Source organism: Streptomyces sp. NPDC087844 (genome assembly GCF_044742785.1).
Classification (GTDB): Bacteria; Actinomycetota; Actinomycetes; order Streptomycetales; family Streptomycetaceae; genus Streptomyces.
In genome coordinates, this window is sequence record NZ_JBIUVD010000002.1 from 53,654 (window position 1) to 72,460 (window position 18,807).

Consider the following 18,807-nt stretch of genomic DNA (forward strand, 5'->3'; position numbering starts at 1 on the left):
TCACCAAAGTCCCCGTACATCCCTTTCGCGCCGTTCTTTCCCAATCCCCGGGCCAGTACGGTGAAGTGCAGGAAGACCGCCCGCTCAGGGCGGACATGGGCAAGCAAGAAGAAGGAGCGCCCGTGACGTTCTGGACAAGGACCGCAGGCGTCGCGGCCCTGCTGCTCGCCGCGACCGGCTGTACGGCGGAGACGACCGGTGCCGCCGGACCTCAGGAGCCGGCGGGCGCGGGTGGAGCCGCCCTCACCGCCGTCGACTCACTCACCGTCAAGGGGAGGGCGCCCAAGACGGGGTACGACCGGGACAAGTTCGGCACCGCCTGGGCCGACACCGACTCGAACGGCTGCGACACCCGCGACGACATCCTCAAACGGGACCTGGAGGAGGTGAAGTTCAGTGACGGCGAGTGCAGCGTGCGGTCGGGGACACTCGACCCCGACCCGTACACCAACAAGGACGTCACCTTCGTACGCGGCGGGCGCAGCGAGGTCGACATAGACCATCTCGTCGCGCTGTCGGACGCCTGGCAGAAGGGCGCCGGGAAATGGGACGCGAGCAAGCGGATAGCGCTGGCCAACGACCCGCTGAACCTCCTGGCCGTCGACGCCGGACGCAACCGCAGCAAGGGCGACGGGGACACCGCGACCTGGCTCCCGCCCCACAAGGCCTACCGCTGCACGTACGTGGCCCGGCAGGTGGCCGTGAAGAAGAAGTACGAGCTGTGGGTCACCGACGCGGAGAAGTCCGCGATGAAGAAGGTGCTGTCCGCCTGCCCGGGGCAGAAGCTCCCGACGGGTGGTACTTCGACACGGGCGCCGAGCCGGTTCCACGCGGACTGACGGAGGCGTTGCGGAGGCGTCACGGAGGCGTTGCGGAGACGTTCCGGCAAGGCTCCGTGCAGGGCGGTTCCGTGCCCGAAAAGCGGTTTCGCCGAGGCCGGTCCGGTGCCTACCGTGTCCGGCATGGTGTTGAGAATCGCGAGCCTCGCCGAGCGTCCGGAGATGTACGACGCGGTGGCGGGGATGGCAGACACCTGGCCCGAGTTCATACGCAACGACCTCGTCGGCAACGCGCACTACGGCCGGATCGCCAGGGAACTGCCGGAGTACGTGCTGTTCGCCGAGGGCGAGGGCGAGGGCGGCGAAGTGGTCGCGCATGCCTACAGCGTGCCGCTCGCCCTCGGGGACGAGGGCCCGGGCGCGCTGCCGGCGCGGGGCTGGGACGAGGTGCTGGTGCGGGCGTTCGGGGACCGGCGTCAGGGAGTCACGCCCGACACCGTGAGCGCCGTCTCGATCGTCGTCGCCCCGCACGCCCAGGGCACCGGCCTGTCGGCACGGATGCTCTCGGCGATGCGCGACAACGCCCGGGCCAAGGGCTTCGACGAGGTCGTCGCACCGGTGCGGCCGAACGCGAAGCATCTGGAACCGCGTACGGCGATGGAGGAGTACGCGTTCCGGACGCGTGAGGACGGGCTGCCGCACGACCCGTGGCTGCGGGTCCATGTCAGGGCGGGTGGGCGCATCGAGGCGGTGGCACCGGCGTCGATGACCGTCGCCGCGTCGCTGCACGAGTGGCGGGAGTGGACGGGGCTGCCGTTCGACAAGGAGGGCCGGGTCGAGGTGCCCGGCGCGCTGGTGCCGGTGCACTGCGAGCCGGCGCTCGGGTACGCGGTGTACGTCGAGCCCAACGTGTGGGTGCGGCACGCCCTTTGACGGCACTCCCTTCGAGCCGTGCGCGAACCCGGCCCGCCGGTCGGGCGTGCCGGACGGGGCATGCCCCCCGTGGACACGCCCCGCCGGGTTCTCGCACCGGGTTCTCGCGCCGGGTTTTCGCGCCGGGCCTTCGCGCCGGCCCTTTGTGGCCCGTCAGCCGCCCAGCGCGTCCAGGTCGAGGATCTTGCCCTGGGGGGTCTCGGCCGGGACCGGCGTGTCGAAGTCGCTGAAGGTGACCGTGCCCGGCTCCTTGGCGGACCTGCTGATGACCTTCAGCAGGTAGGGCTTGCCCTCGGTGGCGACGGACAGCGTGTACGTGTCGTTGCCGTCCTTCTCGTGCAGGACGATCGCCGGAGTGCCGCCGACCGTGGCCGCCTTGCCCCGGGTGGCGTCGGAGCTGACGTCCTCGAAGTCCGCGAGGACGGTGTCGAGGTCGCAGAAACCGGCGATGTCCTTGGCGTCCGAGCCCTTCGCGGACATCTTGGTCCACTTGCCGGCCAGCATGGCCACCACCTGGTCGGTCTCCTCCTTCGGCGCGTCCTCGTCCTGGGCGCGGAGGAACTTCTCGTCGTACTTCATGTAGAGGGTGTCGCCGGTCATCACGAGCTGGGCCTCGCCCTGGCCGTCGGCGCTCATCGTGCCGGCGCACCGGCCCTTCTTGTCGAGGGCCATGTCGAGGTCCATGCGGCTGCCGTCGTCGTCCAGGATGTCGCCCTTCATACGCAGCGACGAGGCGTTCGAGGTGGCCTCCACGGCCCGGTCGGCGATCTCACCCCCGGTCAGCCCGGCGAACGGGCCCTTCGGCTTGCTGTCGGCCTTGTCCTCGCCGGGCAGACAGCCGGTGAGCGAGACGGTGGCCGCGGCGGCGAGGCAGAGAGCGGCAAGTGCGGTGCGACGCATGACGGTTTCCTTCGAAGTCGAAGTCGAGGTGGAGCGGTGGTGGGGGAAGGGCGGGGCGTCAGCCGGTCTTCTTCCAGTCCGCGCAGCCCGAGGTCTTGAAGTACGCGTCCCCGGCGGCGATGGTCACGACGGCCGAGCCGGACACGTTGTTGTTCGCGATGATCGACTCCATCGAGTGGGAGGAGTCCTTGGTCCGCTCCCAGTAGCAGAGGTCGTCCGTGTTGCCCGTGGATCTGTAGGTGCCGGGGGCGATGTCGGCGCCCACTCTGTGCATCCCGCCGTCGCCCTTGATCAGCGTGGCCGGGGTACCGGACGCCTTCGCGTCCACGGCCTCCCAGTCCTCGCAGCCGCTCGACTTGAAGAGCTTGTCGCTCTTCAGGATCGTCACGTAGCTGGTGCCGCTGACGTTGTCGTTGGCGAGGATCGAGTCCATCTCGCCCGAGGCGTCCTTGGAGCGTTCCCAGTAGCAGAGGGCGTCGGCGTTGCCGGTGGTCCGGTAGGTGCCGGGCTGCACGTCGGTGCCGACCTGGAAGTCGCCGTCGCCCTGGAACGCCGCCTTCTTCCCGGACCCCGCCGCCTTGCCGGCCTTGGTGTCGTTCTTCGCGTCCCCGTCCGAACCGGCGTCGTCCTGACCCTTCTTGCCTGACTCGCGCCCGGCGGAGGCCGAGGAGCCCTTGCCGTTCGCGGAACCGCCGTCCCCGTCACCGGAGTTCGCCGATACCGCGCCGATGACGACGACGCTCACGACAACCCCCAGCGCGATCTTTCCCTTGGCGCCCATGACAGTCCCCTCCCCAGAGGTTGACGACCGCCTCAACTCGGCGGCCGTTCATCCGATGGGTCAATCACAGCAGAGCCTGTGAACCGAGTCAACACGGTTCACGGATATGAGCGCGTACACGGCCGTGAATGGGTGGCCCTTGCGTACATCGCTATGCTCGGCGTCACACACCAGACGGACGTCACACACCAGACGGACGTCACACACCAGACGAGGGGAGCCGAGCGGGTGCAGGAGAACGGGACAGAGGTCACCGCGGCCGGGATCGCCCGGCTCGCCGGAGTCGGCCGCGCCGCCGTCAGCAACTGGCGCCGCCGGCACACCGACTTCCCCAAGTCCGTCGGCGGCACCGAGACCAGCCCCTTGTTCGCGCTCACCGAGATCGAGGACTGGCTGCGCGCCCAGGGCAAGCTGGCCGAGGTCCCCCTGCGCGAGCGCGTCTGGCAGCAGGTCGCCGGACACCCGCAGGGCCCCGTCACCGCACTCATCCACGTCGGCTGCGCTCTTCTGCTCGTCCACGACCGGCCCACGGTCTGGCTGGAGGTGAGCGCGGGCTCCGACGCCCGTCTCGCCGAGCTGCTGCCCGGGCCCCTCGACCAGGTCCTCACCCCGCGCTTCGGCGCGATCCGCGAACGGGCCGTCACCACGCCGACCGCCGACCGGCTGCGGCCGTCCGCACCCCTGTTGCGCGCCGCGGCCGAACTCGCCGCCGAACTGGACGCGCGCAAGGCGTACGAGTTCCTGCTCGGCAGGCACCTCGACGCGAACCCCCGCCAGTACACACTCACGCCAACCGGCCTGGCCGCCCTGATGGCCGACCTCGCCGGACCGGCTACCACCGTCCTCGACCCGGCCTGCGGCACCGGCGCCCTGCTGCGCGCGGTGGCCGCCGCACAGGGCACGCCCGCAACCGAGGAGCAGCACCTCAACGGCCAGGACAGCGCACCCGAGCTGGCGGCCCTGACGGCACTGCGCCTCGCCCTCCACACCCGCGCCGTCGTGCGCACCGCCGCGGCCGACACCCTGCGCGAGGACGCGTACGGGAGCCTCAGGGCCGACGCCGTCGTGTGCCACCCGCCGTTCAACGAGCGCAACTGGGGGCACGACGAGCTGGCCTACGACCCCCGCTGGGAGTACGGATTCCCCGCCCGCACCGAGTCCGAACTGGCTTGGGTGCAGCACGCGTTGGCCCGACTCAGGGAAGGTGGCGTCGCCGTCCTCCTGATGCCGCCCGCCGCCGCGTCGCGCCGCTCCGGCCGCCGTATCCGCGCCGACCTGCTGCGCCGCGGCGCCCTGCGCGCGGTGATCGCCCTGCCGCCGGGCGCGGCGCCCCCGTACAACCTCCCTCTGCACCTGTGGGTGCTGCGCAAGCCCGCCGTCGCCGCGCAGGTCGCGGCGCCCGAGGTGCTCCTCGCCGACACGGGAGTGTTCACCGCGGACAGCCGCGGCGGCCTCGACTGGCAGGCCGTGCGCACCGCCGTCCTCGACGCCTGGCGGCCCTTCGACCGGACCGGCACCACGCCGGAGCAGCCGGGCCTCAGCCGCTGCGTGCCGGTCATCGAACTCCTCGACGACGACGTGGACCTGGCCCCGGCCCGCCATCTGCCGCCCTCCGAGGCCGGCGGCGGCGCCGAACACCTGGCCGGCGTGCGCGACAGCCTGGGCGAGACCCTCCGCCTGACCGACCGCCTCACCCCGCCCCCCGCCGCTCCGCGCGCGCCCGTCCGCCGTCCGCTCACCACGATCGGTGAACTCGCGCGCGGGGGTGCGCTCCAGCTGCGTACGGGAGGCAGCGGCGGGCACGCGCGCGTGCCCGTCCTCACCGACCATGACGTCCTGGCCGGTACGGCACCGTCCGGAACGCTGCCCGAGAGCGACGAGGAAGCCGTGCTCACCGAGGCGGGGGACGTCGTCGTGCCCGTGCTCGGCGGCGGTTCCATCGCGCGCGTGGTCGACGAGACGATCGCGGGCGCCGCCCTGGGCCGCAACCTCGCGCTGCTGCGCCCCGACCCGGCCGCGCTCGACCCGTGGTTCCTCGCCGGTTTCCTGCGGGGCACCGCCAACAACCGCCAGGCCAGCAGCTATGCGTCCACCGCGACCCGGCTCGACGTACGCCGTCTCCAACTGCCCCGGCTGCCCCTGGAACAGCAGCGCGTCTACGGCGAACGGTTCCGCGCGCTCGCCGAGTTCGAGGAGACCCTGCGGCTCGCGGGACGCCTCGGGGAGCAGCTGGTCCGCGGCATGTACGACGGGCTGACGGACGGCACGGTCGAGCCCGGCTGAGTCCCGTGGGACGGACGCGGTGACCAGCGCGACAACGGTTCGGTACAACCCTGGACCGGTTGTCCTTGTCGGCCTATACGCTCGGACTCCGCACTCGTACGTCCGCACCTCCGTCCGTCCCCATCAGGCCTTTAGGAGCAACCATGCAAGGCCACGGCCAGGCGCAGCCGGTGCAGCCGCCACCCTCGACCGGGCTGCTGGTCTTCCTGCGCGTGCTCTTCGTGGTGATCTCCGTGTGCAGCTTCGGCCTTCTCGGCTGGGTGATGATGCTGCGCCTGGCGCTCGTGACCCGCAAATCGCTCGACTGGGGCCTCCTGGTGGCCACTTTCGCGGCCGAGGCCCTCGGTCTCGTCCTGCTCGGCAACGAGCCCGGCGAGGAGATCCACACGCCGGGCGGCTGGACGGGCCTGGCCCTGCTCGTGGGCTCCCTCGTCCCCGCGATCTCGTACTACCTCGCGGTGGAGGTCCGCCACTTCCACGCCCTGGGGTACGCCTATCAGGCGTACGCCGGCGGCGGGCAGCCTCCGGCGCACGCCTACGGCTACCCGCAGCCGCCGTACGCCGCCGCGACCGGTCCGCACACACCGGTGCCGCGGATGGCCCCGATACCCCGGCCCCCGTCCTCCGCGCCGACCCCGACCCCGACCCCGCCGCCGCAGCGTCCCGCGCCCGCCCGTATCGACCAGGTGCGCGCCGAGCTCGACGAGCTGAGCGACTACCTCCGCAAGCACGAGGACGGCAGGTGAGCGTGGCGCCGGGACGGGTGATCACCGGCCGCTACGAACTGTCCACACTCATCGGACAGGGCGGCATGGGCCAGGTGTGGACGGCGTACGACCAGCGTCTCGACCGGCGTGTCGCGGTCAAACTGCTGCGGCCCGACAAGGTCGCGGGGCAGGAGGCCGACGAGCTGCGCCGGCGCTTCGTGCGCGAGTGCCGCGTCACCGCGCAGGTCGACCACCCCGGACTGGTCACGGTGCACGACGCGGGCAGCGAGGACGAGGAGCTGTTCCTCGTCATGCAGTACGTCGACGGGGCCGACCTCTCCGACCACCTCGCCGAGCACGATCCCTACCCCTGGCAGTGGGCCGTCTCGGTGGCCGCGCAGCTGTGCGCCGTGCTCTCCGCCGTGCACGCCGTGCCGATCGTCCACCGCGACCTCAAGCCGCGGAACGTGATGATCAAGCAGGACGGCACGGTCACCGTGCTCGACCTCGGCGTCGCGTCCGTGATGGACACCGACACCACCCGCCTCACGCACACCGGCTCCCCCATCGGATCGCCCGCCTACATGGCCCCCGAGCAGGCGATGGGCGGCGCGGTCGGCCCGTACACCGACCTGTACGCGCTCGGGGTGCTGCTGCACGAACTCCTCAGCGGGGACGTGCCGTTCTCGGGCTCCACCGCCCTCGGCGTGCTGCACCGCCACCTCTACGAACCGCCCCTGCCGGTCCGGCGGCTGCGCCCCGAGGTGCCCGAGGCGCTCGAAGCCCTCGTACTGCGGCTGCTCGCCAAGGACCCGCAGCACCGCCCGGACTCCGCCCAGGAGACGTACGAGCAGCTGCTGCCGCTGCTTCCCGCGCGCGGGATCCCGTCCGGCGGGCCGCTCGACCCCACCCGCCCCTTCCTGCGCCCACACGCCCCCTGGCCGGACCGCGCCCGCACCCCCGCGGCGCAGCCGCAGGCCGCGCCCGCCGTCGAGAAGCCCGACGTCGCGGGAGCCGTCGACGAGGTCAAGCGCCTCCTCGGCGAGGGCCGCATCACGCAGGCCGTCGACATCCTCGGCCAGATCCTCCCGGCCGCCGCCGCCCAGCACGGCGAGCACTCACCGGTCGTGCGCACCCTGCGCAAGCAGTACGCGGCCACGCTGATGGACGACGGCCAGTACCGCCGCGCCCTGCCCGAACTGCGCCGCCTCGCCGACGAGCGGGCCACCGAGGCGGGCCAGGCCGACCCGCAGTCCCTGCGCTTCCGCTACGAGGCCGCCCAGTGCCTCGAACAGCTCGGCGAACCGGCGGCGGCACTCGCCGAATACCGCGCGCTCCTGCCGTACTACGAGAACCAGTACGTCGCCCAGGACGCCGAACTGTCCTTCGAGGTCCGCCGCCGCATCGGGCATCTGCTCCTCGCGCTCGGCGACCGGGCCGCCGCCCACGACACGCTGGCCCGGCTCCAGTACGACGTCGAACGGCTGCGGGGCCCCGGCCATCCGCTGGTCGGCGACATCGGCCGGACGCTGCACTGGCTGGGGCAGGTCCGCGGCTGAACCGCGCGCCCGTGGGACGGTGCCCGAAGTCCTGGCGAATCGTTGGGTCGAATGGGTGGCCGAGAGCCGGTCCCCTGCCTAACATCGATCATCGCAAGACTTTGTGCACCGTCGCACAATCTCCTACAGGAGGTTTTCCTTGCACCGCCGCCGTCGCACCGCGTTCCTCCTCACCGCCGCTCTCGTCACCGCGGCCCCCCTTCTGACCGCCTGTGGCAGCGACGCGCATCCCGGTGCCGCGGCCGTCGTGGGCGACGACCGCATCACGGTCTCCCAGCTGGAGAACCGGGTGAACGAGGTACGGACCGCACAGCGGGCCGCCACCACGGGCGAGGCGCAGTACGAGCAGGCCATCGCCAAGTCCGGCGGCCTCACCCGCGACACCCTGCACGGCATGGTCCTCGACCGGGTGCTGCACCGGGCCGCCGACGACGCGGGCGTGACGGTCACCCGCAAGGCGATCCAGGAGGTCCGCACCGGCCTGGAACAGCAGGCCGGCGGCGCGAAGGCCCTGGAGGTGAGCTGGCTCCAGCAGTACGGAGTGCCGCCCGAGCGGCTCGACGACAACCTCCGCGTCCAGATCGAGGCCCAGAAGCTCGCCGCCGCACTCGGCACGGACACCAGCCAGCCGGCCTTCTGGAAGGCGCTGTCCGAGGCCTCCAAGAAGCTGGACGTCGACCTGAACCCCCGGTACGGCAGCTGGGACGTCGAGAAGAGCAGCCGCGTCGACGCCAAGCTCCCGTGGGTACGCGATGTCACGGCGGCGGCGTCCCAGAAGACGGCGTAACCGCTGAAACCCTTCGAGAGCCCGTACCGTCCGGCGCACGTGACCTTGATGTCGGTGGCGTGGGTTACGTTCGAGGTGTGAACGCATCCAGCCCCGGGCGCATCGTCCTGCTCACCACCAGCCACCGTGTCGCGCCCGGACTCCTGTCCTGGCCCGCCTGGCAGGCGCTGCACGGCGCCGACCGCGTCCTGTGCGCGGACGGCGCCCACCCGCAGCTGCCGTACCTGCGCGAGGCGGGCATCCAGGTCGAGGAGGCCGCGCCCGGCGCCCGGGAGCTGGTCGACGCCTGCGCCGGGGGGCGCACGGTCACCGTCGTCGCCACCGGCGAGGGCGAACCGCGGCTGACCGACGGGCTGGCCCGGCTGGCCGGCACGGGACGCGTGCAGATGCCCGACCTCGAACTGCTCCCCGCCTCGTACGACCTCCCGGGCGCCCGCCTCCTCGACCTCGTCCAGGTGATGGACCGCATCCGCCTCGAATGCCCCTGGTCGTCGCAGCAGACCCACAAGGGCCTCGCCAAGTACGGCATCGAGGAGGCGTACGAACTGGTCGAGGCCATCGAGGAGGGCGACCGGCACGAACTGCGGGAGGAGCTCGGTGACGTCCTGCTCCAGGTCGTCTTCCACTCCCGGATCGCCGAGGAGGGCAGCCTGGAGGACGGGTCGGAGCCCTTCTCCATCGACGACGTGGCGGCCGGCATCGTCACCAAGCTGATCCACCGCCACCCGCACGTGTTCGGCGACGAGACCGCCTCCACACCGGAGGAGGTCAAGGAGCACTGGCTGCGCACCAAGGCCGAGGAGAAACAGCGGACATCCGTCACGGAGGGCGTCCCTCTGGGCCAGCCCGCCCTCGCGCTGGCCGCGAAACTGGCCTCCCGCGCGCGTACGGCCGGCCTCGACGCCCCCCTGCCCCAGGGCGAGGGCATCGGCTACGAACTCCTGGCCCTGGCAGCCCGGGCGGAGGAGTCCGGCGTAGACCCGGAAGCAGCCCTCAGAGCAGCCGCCCGCTCCTACCGCGACGCGATACGAGCAACGGAGTCCTGAGCGCGCCGGTAGGGGCGCGACCGGCCACGAAGCACCCGCAGGCAACGCACCGGCCCGCAGGTGAAGCACCGGCCTCCCCGCGAAGCGCGGAGCGCTACCGCGGCTGGGGCCGCCGCAGCAACCACGCCCCAGTCCCCACCGCCTGGTCGCGGCCCCGGACCCGGTCCCGCCCCGTGGACGGGAGTTCGTCACAGAAAATCCGTTCCGGCTCCGCACCCAGCCCGGGAAGCACCGCGGAGGTCTCCGCGACCAACCCTGGCGGCCCCGCCAGATAGACATCGTGCCGCGCCCAGTTCGCCCGGTTCCCCAGAGCCGTCAGCAGCCGCTCCGTGGCCTGGGCCTTCGGGCGCCCGGGTGCGGGCGTGAGCACGGTGACGTCCAGCCAGGGCAGCCGCGTGCGCAACCCGTCGAGCACGGCCCGGTCGTAGAGGTACGCGACATCGCGGGCCACGACGAAGAGCCGGGCCTCGTCGTACGTGCCGGGCGCCCGCCCCAGCTGCTCCAGCAGAGCCTTCACCGGAGCCCAGCCGGTACCGGCCGCGATGAAGGTGAGGGGCCGCTCCACGGGCGTACGGAGGGTCAGCCGACCGCCCGGCGCGCCGAGCCGCAGGACATCGCCCTCCCGGACGCGCCGGACCAGTTCGGGCGACAGGGCGCCGCCCGGGACGAGGCTGACGTGCAGATCGAGCGTGCCGTCGCAGCGGGGCGCGTTGCCGACGGAGTACGGGCGCCAGACACCCGGCACCCGGGGGCTGCCGACGCTCACGTACTGGCCCGGCAGATGGAGGAGGGGCCGGTCCGGACGGAGCGTCAGTACGGCGAGATCGTCCCCATGCCCGGTGCGGCCGACGACCTCGGCGTCCCACCAGGACGGCTGCCCCTGGCTCTCCGCCTCCCCCGCGCCGTCCAGCATGGCGTCCGCGATCAGCGCGTACGCCTCGTCCCAGGCCTTCTCCACCTCCGCGCTCCACGCCGACCCGGACACGGCCGCGAACGCGGCGATCAGGCTGTCTCCCACGGCCGTGTAGTGCTCGGGGCGCGCCAGATACTTCCGGTGGTCCCGCCCCAGCTCCCGGAGGTACTCATGCAGTCCCGGCCCTTCCAGGCGGGCGACGACGAGCGCCAGAGCGGTGAACAGACGGTCCCGCTGGCGTTCCTTGTCCTGCGGGGAGTCCAGCGGGAACAGGGCGCGGACATCGGGGTGGTGCCAGAACAGATGCGAGTAGAAGTACTTGAGCGCGAACTCGGCCCGCCTTTCGACGACCGCGAAACTGGTCCGGAGTATTTCGGGGTCCACGCTCGCGAATGTAGGTAGCCGGAGAGCCGGACAGTCAAGAGGCAGTACCTTTCGGGACAGCCCAGGGTGAAAAGCGTAAATCGGTCATAGTCGCGACCGGTGGGCGCGGGCGACCGCGGGCCGCCAGGACGCCGGGCGGGCTCGGGCCGCCCCTCCCGATACCGTCGAGGAGTGACCGAAACGCCTGCACAGCCGCCCGCGCCGACCACGGGGCAGCCCGTCCCCGAACTCTTCAGCTGGGAGTTCGCCACCGATCCCTACCCGGCGTACGCCTGGCTCCGTGAGCACGCCCCCGTGCATCGGACGAAGCTGCCCAGCGGGGTGGAGGCGTGGCTCGTCACCCGTTACGCGGACGCCAAGCAGGCCCTCGCCGACGGCCGGCTCAGCAAGAACTCCGCCCACCACGACGAGCCCGCGCACGCGAAGGGCAAGACCGGCATTCCGGGCGAGCGCAAGGCCGAGCTGATGACCCACCTGCTCAACATCGACCCGCCGGACCACACCCGGCTGCGGCGGCTCGTCAGCAAGGCGTTCACACCCCGGCGGGTGGCCGAATTCGCCTCCCGGGTCCAGGAGCTGACGGACCAGCTGATCGACGGGTTCGCCGAGAGGGGGGAGGCGGACCTCATCCACGACTTCGCCTTCCCGCTCCCCATCTACGCCATCTGCGATCTCCTCGGCGTCCCGCGCGAGGACCAGGACGACTTCCGCGACTGGGCCGGGATGATGATCCGGCACGGAGGCGGGCCCAGGGGCGGTGTCGCCCGGTCGGTCAAGAAGATGCGCGGCTACCTCGCCGAGCTGATCCACCGCAAGCGCCAGGAACTCACGGACGTGGCCGCCCCGGGGGAGGACCTGATCTCCGCTCTCATCCGGGCCTCCGACCACGGCGAGCACCTCAGTGAGAACGAGGCCGCGGCGATGGCCTTCATCCTCCTGTTCGCCGGTTTCGAGACAACCGTGAACCTCATCGGGAACGGCACCTACGCCCTGCTCACCCACCCGGAGCAGCGGCGGCGGCTGCAGGACTCCCTCGCGGCCGGCCACACGGACCTGCTCGCGACCGGCGTGGAGGAACTGCTCCGTTACGACGGGCCCGTGGAGCTGGCCACCTGGCGGTTCGCCACCGAACCGCTCAGCGTCGGCGGTCAGGACATCGCCGCCGGTGACCCCGTACTCGTCGTGCTCGCGGCGGCCGACCGTGATCCCGGCCGGTTCGAGGACCCGGACACGCTCGACCTCTCCCGCAGTGACAACCAACACCTCGGTTACGGGCACGGAATCCACTACTGCCTCGGCGCGCCCCTCGCCCGGCTGGAGGGCCGGACCGCGCTGGCGACGCTGCTGACCCGCCTGCCCGACCTGCGACTCGCGGGAGATTCGGCGGATTTGAGGTGGCGTGGCGGGCTCATCATGCGTGGGTTGCGCACGCTTCCGGTGGAGTTCACCCCGGTCGCGAAGTCTTGACGGAAGTTCTGCGGCTGTAGCACCGAAGGCAACGGAAGGTGAGACTCCGTCAACTCTGTGATCTTCACGTTATCTGCGCTGCATCGACTTGTGACAAGAGTTCGAGTGCCACTACGTTCACCCATCAATGCGGCAGGTCCGCCCGTCGCAGCAGTCACGAGCACGGCTTTCCGCCGTGCCCCGTGCGTACTCCTTGCTGTCACGCGAAAGGCAACCGCATGCTCTCCGGGAACGGCCGCCATCGTCGCCCCCGCCAGGCCCCGGCGCTCCTCGTCGCCGCCGGCGTGGCCGGATCGGCCATCGCGATCCCCCTGCTCGGTGCGAGCGGCGCGAGTGCCGCCAGCGGCACGACCTGGGACGCGGTCGCCGAGTGTGAGAGCGGTGGCTCATGGAGCGCCGACACCGGCAACGGGCTCTACGGCGGCCTCCAGATGAACCAGGAGACCTGGGAGGAACACGGTGGCCTCGACTACGCGCCGAGCGCCGACCAGGCCAGCCGTTCGCAGCAGATAGCCGTCGCCGAGAAGATCCTCGCGGACCAGGGGACGAGCGCCTGGGTGACCTGTGGTCTCGTCGCCGGTCTGACGCAGGACTCCGACTCCGCCGACGTCGACACGGGCCTCGCCGAGGACTCTCCGAGCCCGTCGGCCGACGCGGACGCGACAAAGGGGAGCGACGGCGCGAAGTCCGACTCCTCGACGGACTCCGATGCGAAGTCCTCCGACGACTCCGCCTCGGAGTCACAGAGAACGGACAGCTCGTCCGCGGACACCAAGGCGAAGAGTGACGACTCGGACAAGTCGTCCCAGAATGACGACGCTTCGGCCGACGCGGCCGCGGACAACTCCGGCCGTCATCGGGGTGGCAGCGCCGAAGAGGTCGACATGGCCCCCCGCGCTGACGACTACGCCGGCCGGCACGCCTCGCGCATCGACAGCACCTCACGCGTCCTCGCCGACGAAGGCTCGTACGCGGTCCGTTCCGGGGACAGTCTCTCCAGCATCGCCGACTCCCTTGGTGTCGACGGCGGGTGGAGCGAGCTCTATGCCGCGAACAAGGACAGCATCGGCGCCGACCCGGACTTCATCATCCCCGGTCAGCGCATCACGGTCGACGGCTGAGCGGCATCGAGCAAGTAGTGATCAAGGCGCCGAATCGGGCGAAAACCAGCGGTAGTTCGCGCTGAATGTCCGATTTGGCGAATTGAGACATGGATCTCAACACCCCTGATCGTCTTTGAAATTCGGCGCGGCCCGTGTCTACGGTCGTGACCGCTCGCCATTGGTGAGCCCCGACGGTCGCACGCCGAATCCTGCCAACGGCCGTACGGGAACAGTCGTCGCGTAAAGCGCCGTAGGCAGGAGCGGGGGACCCAAGGTAAGTGCCGGAACCGGTCGTCGAGACCGGGTACGGCTTGGGGTTAAGCCGTGTGACAGCAGTGTCGCGCGGCCGGGCAACTCACTTGGCCCGAACCCGACAGCTCACCTCGCAGGCGTCGGTGAGGGGATCACTTCATGCTGCTTTCGAGCAAGGGCAAGCACCGTCGCCCGACACTTGCCAACCGGACTACCCGTCTCGCCACGCTGGCCGGTGTCACCACCGCCGCCGTCGCCGTCCCGCTGATGGGCGCCACGGGCGCCTCCGCCGCCACTGCCTCCGAGTGGGACACCGTCGCCCAGTGCGAGTCCGGCGGCAACTGGTCGATCAACACCGGGAACGGCTACTACGGCGGCCTGCAGTTCTCGTCCTCCACCTGGGCCGCGTACGGCGGCAGTTCGTACGCCTCCACCGCCGACCAGGCGTCCAAGTCCCAGCAGATAGCCGTCGCCGAGAAGGTCCTCGCGAGCCAGGGCAAGGGTGCCTGGCCGAGCTGCGGCGTGGGCCTGTCCGGCGCCTCGACCGGTGGCTCCACCGCCCCCTCGGGCTCCGACAGCTCCAACCAGGGCACCTCGCAGCCGCAGCAGCAGAACTCGCAGTCCTCCGAGGAGCGCGCCTCGCGTTCCCAGGACCGTCCGGCCGCGAAGAAGACCGTCGAGACCCCGACCGGCAAGAAGGTCGAGAAGGGCGACGGCGAGTACAAGGTCGTCAAGGGCGACACCCTCAGCGGGATCGCCGACAAGAAGAACGTCAAGGGCGGCTGGGCGAAGCTGTACAAGCTGAACGACGACATCGTCGACGACGCCGACTTCATCTTCCCGGGCCAGCAGCTGCACCTCAGCTGAACCCCGGCTGACGGTGGCGCCGGATGTCCGGTCGAGGCACTGGCCGCTCGGCCTCGACCGGAAGTCCGGCCCACATCCGAATCGCCGCTGAACCACAGCGCTCTCACATCCGTGTCCTTCATAGTGGAGGCCTCGTGAGGGCCACCCCCGTCCCCCACGGGCTCCCCGCTCCGGTGCGTGTTCCCCCGTACGCACCGGGGCGGGGCTTTTCTGTGAGTGCCTCCGCCCCTGCCTCCGCCCGCGTCTTTGTTCCGTTCGGAAACAATTTCCTCTCGGTTCTGTCCAGGAGGCGGTCGAGGGCTGGCCGATCCCCGGCAGCCGGTTAGGCTCATCCCGCGGGGCCACCACGGCCTGCGCGCAACCGGGCCTCCGGCCCGGCACAGCTTGTGTCACATCCCAGAAGGAGATGCTCGTGCCGTCCATCGACGTCGTCGTAGCCCGGGAAATCCTGGACTCCCGAGGCAACCCCACGGTCGAGGTCGAGGTCGGCCTCGACGACGGCAGCACGGGTCGTGCCGCCGTTCCGTCCGGCGCCTCCACCGGTGCCTTCGAAGCAGTCGAGCTCCGTGACGGAGACCCCAACCGCTACCTCGGCAAGGGTGTCGAGAAGGCCGTCCTCGCCGTCATCGAGCAGATCGGCCCGGAGCTCGTCGGCTACGACGCCACCGAGCAGCGCCTCATCGACCAGGCGATGATCGACCTGGACGCCACCGACAACAAGGCCTCGCTCGGCGCCAACGCCATCCTCGGCGTCTCCCTCGCCGTCGCGCACGCCGCCTCCGAGGCCAGCGACCTGCCGCTCTTCCGCTACCTGGGCGGACCGAACGCGCACCTGCTGCCCGTCCCGATGATGAACATCCTCAACGGTGGGTCGCACGCCGACTCGAACGTCGACATCCAGGAGTTCATGATCGCCCCGATCGGCGCGGAGTCCTTCTCCGAGGCCGTGCGCTGGGGTGCCGAGGTCTACCACACCCTCAAGAAGGTGCTGAAGACCAAGGGCCTGTCCACCGGCCTCGGCGACGAGGGCGGCTTCGCCCCGAACCTCGGCTCCAACCGCGAGGCCCTCGACCTCATCGTCGAAGCCATCAAGGAAGCCGGCTACACCCCCGGCGAGCAGGTCGCCCTCGCGCTGGACGTCGCCGCGTCCGAGTTCTACAAGGACGGCAAGTACGAGTTCGAGGGCAAGTCCCGCTCGGCCGCCGAGATGACCGAGTACTACGAGGAGCTCGTCGCCGCGTACCCGCTGGTCTCCATCGAGGACCCGCTGTACGAGGACGACTGGGCCGGCTGGAACGTCATCACCGAGAAGCTGGGCTCCAAGGTCCAGATCGTCGGCGACGACCTCTTCGTCACCAACCCCGAGCGCCTCGCCCGCGGCATCGAGGAGGGCTCCGCCAACGCCCTGCTGGTCAAGGTCAACCAGATCGGTTCGCTGACCGAGACCCTGGACGCCGTCGAGATGGCCCAGCGCAACGGCTTCAAGTGCATGATGTCCCACCGCTCCGGCGAGACCGAGGACGTCACCATCGCCGACCTCGCGGTCGCCGTGAACTGCGGCCAGATCAAGACCGGCGCCCCGGCCCGCTCGGACCGCGTCGCCAAGTACAACCAGCTGCTGCGCATCGAGGAGATCCTCGACGACGCCGCGGTGTACGCGGGCCGTTCGGCCTTCCCCCGCTTCAAGGGCTGACGCCCTCGTAGGCAGCGTCGTACGTACGTCCCCGTACCCGGTCCCGTACCGTGTGCGGGGACGTACGTACGTATCGGGGAGGCGGGACAGATGGCTGTGAAGGACCGTGACCGGTTCTCCACCGCGACCAGGCTGCGGGCGCTCGGCGAGCAGACCGCCGCCCGGGTCTACCGCTCCCAGACCAAACGCCAGGCGCGCCGCTCCCGGCTGACCGGCCGCGCGGCGCTTCTCGCCCTCGTCCTCTGCTCGCTCGTCGTGGCCCTCGCCTATCCCATAAGGCAGTACGTCTCCCAGCGTGCCGAGGTCGCCGAGCTGCAGCGTGAGCGCGAGCAGGCCCGCGAGCGCGTCGAGGAGCTGCGCGACCTGAAGGCGCGCTGGCAGGACGACGCGTACGCCGAGCAGCGCATTCGGGAACGGCTGCACTACGTGATGCCGGGCGAGACCGGCTTCATCGTGGTCGACCCCGACGCGGCGAAGAAGACGCGCACGGACCGGACGGCCGCCGACCGGGCCTGGTACGCCAACGTCTGGGACGGCGTCGACAAGGCCGACGCCTCCGACCAGTGAACTGAACCAGAAGGACACAGAGCCAAGGCATGGAAACGCCCCCGCCGCCCACCGCGCGCACCGAGCCCACCGACGCCGACGTCGAGGCCTTCAAGCAGCAGCTCGGGCGGCCGCCGCGCGGGCTGCGCGCGATCGCGCACCGCTGTCCGTGCGGACAGCCGGACGTCGTCGAGACGGCCCCCCGGCTTCCCGACGGGACGCCGTTCCCGACGACGTACTACCTGACGTGCCCGCGCGCGGCCTCCGCCATCGGCACGCTGGAGGCGAACGGCGTCATGAAGGAGATGACGGACCGTCTCGCCACGGACCCCGAGCTGGCCGAGGCGTACCGGGCCGCGCACGAGGACTACATCGCGCGCCGTGACTCCATCGACGTGCTCGAAGGGTTTCCCAGCGCGGGCGGGATGCCGGACCGGGTGAAGTGCCTGCACGTACTGGTCGCGCACTCGCTGGCCGCGGGGCCGGGGGTGAACCCCCTGGGCGACGAGGCGATCGCGATGCTGCCGGAGTGGTGGCGCAAGGGGGCGTGCGTCCTGCCTACGGCGTGAGCGACCGGGGGTACGCGGCCGACTGCGCGATCTTTGTAAGGGGCGCGGGGAACTGCGCAACGGGGGTTCGGGGGCGGAGCCCCCGAGCGGGACGAACGACTGGTTACAGGAGATCACCATCATGACTCGCGTCGCCGCCGTCGACTGCGGTACCAACTCCATCCGTCTGCTCGTCGCGGACGCGAACCCCGAGACCGGCGAACTCGTCGACCTCGACCGCCGCATGACGATCGTCCGCCTCGGACAGGGCGTCGACCGCACGGGCCGCCTCGCCCCCGAGGCCCTGGAGCGCACCTTCGCGGCCTGCCGGGAGTACGCCGAGGTCATCAAGGAGCACGGCGCCGAACGTCTGCGCTTCGTGGCCACCTCCGCCTCCCGCGACGCCGAGAACCGGGACGATTTCGTCCGCGGTGTCCTCGACATCCTGGGTGTGGAGCCCGAGGTCATCTCCGGCGACCAGGAGGCCGAGTTCTCGTTCACGGGCGCCACGAAGGAGCTGACGGGCCGTGACGACCTGGCCAAGCCCTACCTCGTGGTGGACATCGGCGGCGGCTCCACGGAGTTCGTCGTGGGCGACGACCACGTGCGGGGCGCCCGCTCGGTGGACATCGGCTGCGTACGGATGACGGAACGGCACCTCGTCCGGGACGACGTGGTCACCGACCCGCCGACCGAGGAGCAGGTCCGGGCGATCCGCGCCGACATCGAGGCGGCCCTCGACCTCGCCGAGGAGTCCGTGCCCCTGCGAGAGGCCCGCACGCTGGTCGGGCTCGCCGGCTCCGTCACCACCGTCGCGGCGATCGCCCTGGAGCTCGCGGAGTACGACTCCGAGGCCATCCACCACTCCAGGGTCTCCGTGGACCGGGTCCGTGAGATCACCGAGCGGCTGCTCGCCGCCACGCATGCCGACCGGGCGGCGATCCCCTCGATGCATCCGGGGCGCGTCGACGTCATCGGCGCCGGCGCCCTCGTACTCCTCGCGATCATGGAGAGGACCGGCGCGCGGGAGGTCGTCGTGAGCGAGCACGACATCCTCGACGGCATCGCGTGGTCCGTGGCCTGACCCGGGCCCGGTCCGCAGCCCTTCCCGGGCCCCTCTTGGCACGCGTCAGTGGCCTCCGCTGAGCACGTCCGACAACGTATGAGCGCACTTGAGGGGCCTGAAGAGGGCTTGGAAACGACCTTCCCGGCAGCCCGGCGGAAAACTTCGTGAAGTTCTTCACAAGAGAATCGGCCCT

17 protein-coding genes and 1 riboswitch are annotated in these 18,807 nt (G+C 71.0%); of the genes, 14 read left to right on the forward strand and 3 right to left on the reverse strand.

Annotation, left to right across the window (positions count from 1 at the left end; all coding sequences use genetic code 11):
* The first annotated feature begins 95 nt into the window (after positions 1 to 95).
* Entirely contained in the window at positions 96 to 839 is a 744-nt protein-coding gene (locus tag ACIOKD_RS03905; RefSeq protein ID WP_402077804.1) for an HNH endonuclease family protein, read from the forward strand.
* 123 nt (positions 840 to 962) lie between these two features.
* A complete protein-coding gene (locus tag ACIOKD_RS03910; protein WP_402077806.1) occupies positions 963 to 1,712 on the forward strand; it encodes an N-acetyltransferase in 750 nt (249 codons plus the stop codon).
* 153 nt (positions 1,713 to 1,865) lie between these two features.
* On the opposite strand, the gene ACIOKD_RS03915 is transcribed toward ACIOKD_RS03910, so the two are convergent.
* Positions 1,866 to 2,612, reverse strand: a complete 747-nt coding sequence (locus ACIOKD_RS03915; RefSeq protein WP_402077809.1) for a hypothetical protein — start codon at positions 2,610 to 2,612, stop codon at positions 1,866 to 1,868.
* Positions 2,613 to 2,670: 58 nt separating this feature from the next.
* Entirely contained in the window at positions 2,671 to 3,393 is a 723-nt protein-coding gene (locus ACIOKD_RS03920; protein WP_402077812.1) for a hypothetical protein, read from the reverse strand.
* Positions 3,394 to 3,621: 228 nt separating this feature from the next.
* Here ACIOKD_RS03920 and ACIOKD_RS03925 point away from each other — a divergent pair, with 228 nt between their 5' ends.
* The 5 genes from ACIOKD_RS03925 to ACIOKD_RS03945 all read left to right on the forward strand — a co-directional run bounded on the left by ACIOKD_RS03925 (position 3,622) and on the right by ACIOKD_RS03945 (position 9,775).
* Positions 3,622 to 5,676 (forward strand): N-6 DNA methylase, encoded by a 2,055-nt coding sequence (locus tag ACIOKD_RS03925; protein WP_402079148.1) that lies wholly within the window; start codon positions 3,622 to 3,624, stop codon positions 5,674 to 5,676.
* A gap of 143 nt (positions 5,677 to 5,819) precedes the next feature.
* Complete coding sequence (locus tag ACIOKD_RS03930; protein ID WP_402077814.1) at positions 5,820 to 6,422, forward strand: hypothetical protein; 603 nt, start codon at positions 5,820 to 5,822, stop codon at positions 6,420 to 6,422.
* Between the two features lie 38 nt (positions 6,423 to 6,460).
* Positions 6,461 to 7,942: a protein kinase gene (locus ACIOKD_RS03935; RefSeq protein WP_402079151.1), complete on the forward strand. Its 1,482-nt coding sequence runs from the start codon at positions 6,461 to 6,463 to the stop codon at positions 7,940 to 7,942.
* Between the two features lie 139 nt (positions 7,943 to 8,081).
* Positions 8,082 to 8,729, forward strand: a complete 648-nt coding sequence (locus ACIOKD_RS03940; RefSeq protein WP_402077817.1) for a SurA N-terminal domain-containing protein — start codon at positions 8,082 to 8,084, stop codon at positions 8,727 to 8,729.
* A 59-nt stretch (positions 8,730 to 8,788) separates the two neighbouring features.
* The gene (locus ACIOKD_RS03945) at positions 8,789 to 9,775 is read left to right on the forward strand and encodes a nucleoside triphosphate pyrophosphohydrolase (protein WP_402077819.1); all 987 of its coding nucleotides are present in this window, start codon (positions 8,789 to 8,791) and stop codon (positions 9,773 to 9,775) included.
* Positions 9,776 to 9,869: 94 nt separating this feature from the next.
* Here ACIOKD_RS03945 and ACIOKD_RS03950 read toward each other — a convergent pair whose 3' ends face one another.
* Positions 9,870 to 11,072 carry a globin domain-containing protein gene (locus ACIOKD_RS03950; RefSeq protein WP_402077821.1) on the reverse strand — a complete coding sequence of 401 codons (1,203 nt, stop codon included), beginning with the start codon at positions 11,070 to 11,072 and terminating at the stop codon, positions 9,870 to 9,872.
* Between the two features lie 171 nt (positions 11,073 to 11,243).
* Here ACIOKD_RS03950 and ACIOKD_RS03955 point away from each other — a divergent pair, with 171 nt between their 5' ends.
* The 7 genes from ACIOKD_RS03955 (at position 11,244) to ACIOKD_RS03985 (ending at position 18,632) form a co-directional block, all read left to right on the forward strand.
* On the forward strand, positions 11,244 to 12,539 hold the full coding sequence (locus ACIOKD_RS03955; RefSeq protein ID WP_402077824.1) for a cytochrome P450: 1,296 nt from the start codon (positions 11,244 to 11,246) through the stop codon (positions 12,537 to 12,539).
* Between the two features lie 218 nt (positions 12,540 to 12,757).
* Complete coding sequence (locus tag ACIOKD_RS03960; RefSeq protein WP_402077826.1) at positions 12,758 to 13,660, forward strand: transglycosylase family protein; 903 nt, start codon at positions 12,758 to 12,760, stop codon at positions 13,658 to 13,660.
* 218 nt (positions 13,661 to 13,878) lie between these two features.
* Positions 13,879 to 14,049, forward strand: a riboswitch (cyclic di-AMP (ydaO/yuaA leader).
* Positions 14,050 to 14,053: 4 nt separating this feature from the next.
* The gene (locus tag ACIOKD_RS03965; RefSeq protein ID WP_402077828.1) at positions 14,054 to 14,761 is read left to right on the forward strand and encodes a transglycosylase family protein; all 708 of its coding nucleotides are present in this window, start codon (positions 14,054 to 14,056) and stop codon (positions 14,759 to 14,761) included.
* Between the two features lie 406 nt (positions 14,762 to 15,167).
* Positions 15,168 to 16,454 carry a phosphopyruvate hydratase gene (gene eno / locus ACIOKD_RS03970; protein ID WP_402077831.1) on the forward strand — a complete coding sequence of 429 codons (1,287 nt, stop codon included), beginning with the start codon at positions 15,168 to 15,170 and terminating at the stop codon, positions 16,452 to 16,454.
* Positions 16,455 to 16,544: 90 nt separating this feature from the next.
* Complete coding sequence (locus tag ACIOKD_RS03975) at positions 16,545 to 17,021, forward strand: septum formation initiator family protein (RefSeq protein WP_402077834.1); 477 nt, start codon at positions 16,545 to 16,547, stop codon at positions 17,019 to 17,021.
* Between the two features lie 29 nt (positions 17,022 to 17,050).
* The gene (locus ACIOKD_RS03980) at positions 17,051 to 17,569 is read left to right on the forward strand and encodes a DUF501 domain-containing protein (RefSeq protein ID WP_402077838.1); all 519 of its coding nucleotides are present in this window, start codon (positions 17,051 to 17,053) and stop codon (positions 17,567 to 17,569) included.
* A 121-nt stretch (positions 17,570 to 17,690) separates the two neighbouring features.
* Positions 17,691 to 18,632 carry an exopolyphosphatase gene (locus ACIOKD_RS03985; protein ID WP_402077841.1) on the forward strand — a complete coding sequence of 314 codons (942 nt, stop codon included), beginning with the start codon at positions 17,691 to 17,693 and terminating at the stop codon, positions 18,630 to 18,632.
* The last annotated feature ends 175 nt before the right edge of the window (positions 18,633 to 18,807 follow it).

Excerpts from the sequence above, each read along its gene's own strand:
- ACIOKD_RS03905 (WP_402077804.1), top strand. The coding sequence starts at position 96 with ATGGGCAAGCAAGAAGAAGGAGCGCCCGTGACGTTCTGGACAAGGACC.
- ACIOKD_RS03910 (WP_402077806.1), top strand. The coding sequence starts at position 963 with ATGGTGTTGAGAATCGCGAGCCTCGCCGAGCGTCCGGAGATGTACGAC.
- ACIOKD_RS03915 (WP_402077809.1), bottom strand. The coding sequence starts at position 2,612 with ATGCGTCGCACCGCACTTGCCGCTCTCTGCCTCGCCGCCGCGGCCACC.
- ACIOKD_RS03920 (WP_402077812.1), bottom strand. The coding sequence starts at position 3,393 with ATGGGCGCCAAGGGAAAGATCGCGCTGGGGGTTGTCGTGAGCGTCGTC.
- ACIOKD_RS03930 (WP_402077814.1), top strand. The coding sequence starts at position 5,820 with ATGCAAGGCCACGGCCAGGCGCAGCCGGTGCAGCCGCCACCCTCGACC.
- ACIOKD_RS03960 (WP_402077826.1), top strand. The coding sequence starts at position 12,758 with ATGCTCTCCGGGAACGGCCGCCATCGTCGCCCCCGCCAGGCCCCGGCG.
- ACIOKD_RS03965 (WP_402077828.1), top strand. The coding sequence starts at position 14,054 with ATGCTGCTTTCGAGCAAGGGCAAGCACCGTCGCCCGACACTTGCCAAC.
- eno (WP_402077831.1), top strand. The coding sequence starts at position 15,168 with ATGCTCGTGCCGTCCATCGACGTCGTCGTAGCCCGGGAAATCCTGGAC.
- ACIOKD_RS03975 (WP_402077834.1), top strand. The coding sequence starts at position 16,545 with ATGGCTGTGAAGGACCGTGACCGGTTCTCCACCGCGACCAGGCTGCGG.
- ACIOKD_RS03980 (WP_402077838.1), top strand. The coding sequence starts at position 17,051 with ATGGAAACGCCCCCGCCGCCCACCGCGCGCACCGAGCCCACCGACGCC.
- ACIOKD_RS03985 (WP_402077841.1), top strand. The coding sequence starts at position 17,691 with ATGACTCGCGTCGCCGCCGTCGACTGCGGTACCAACTCCATCCGTCTG.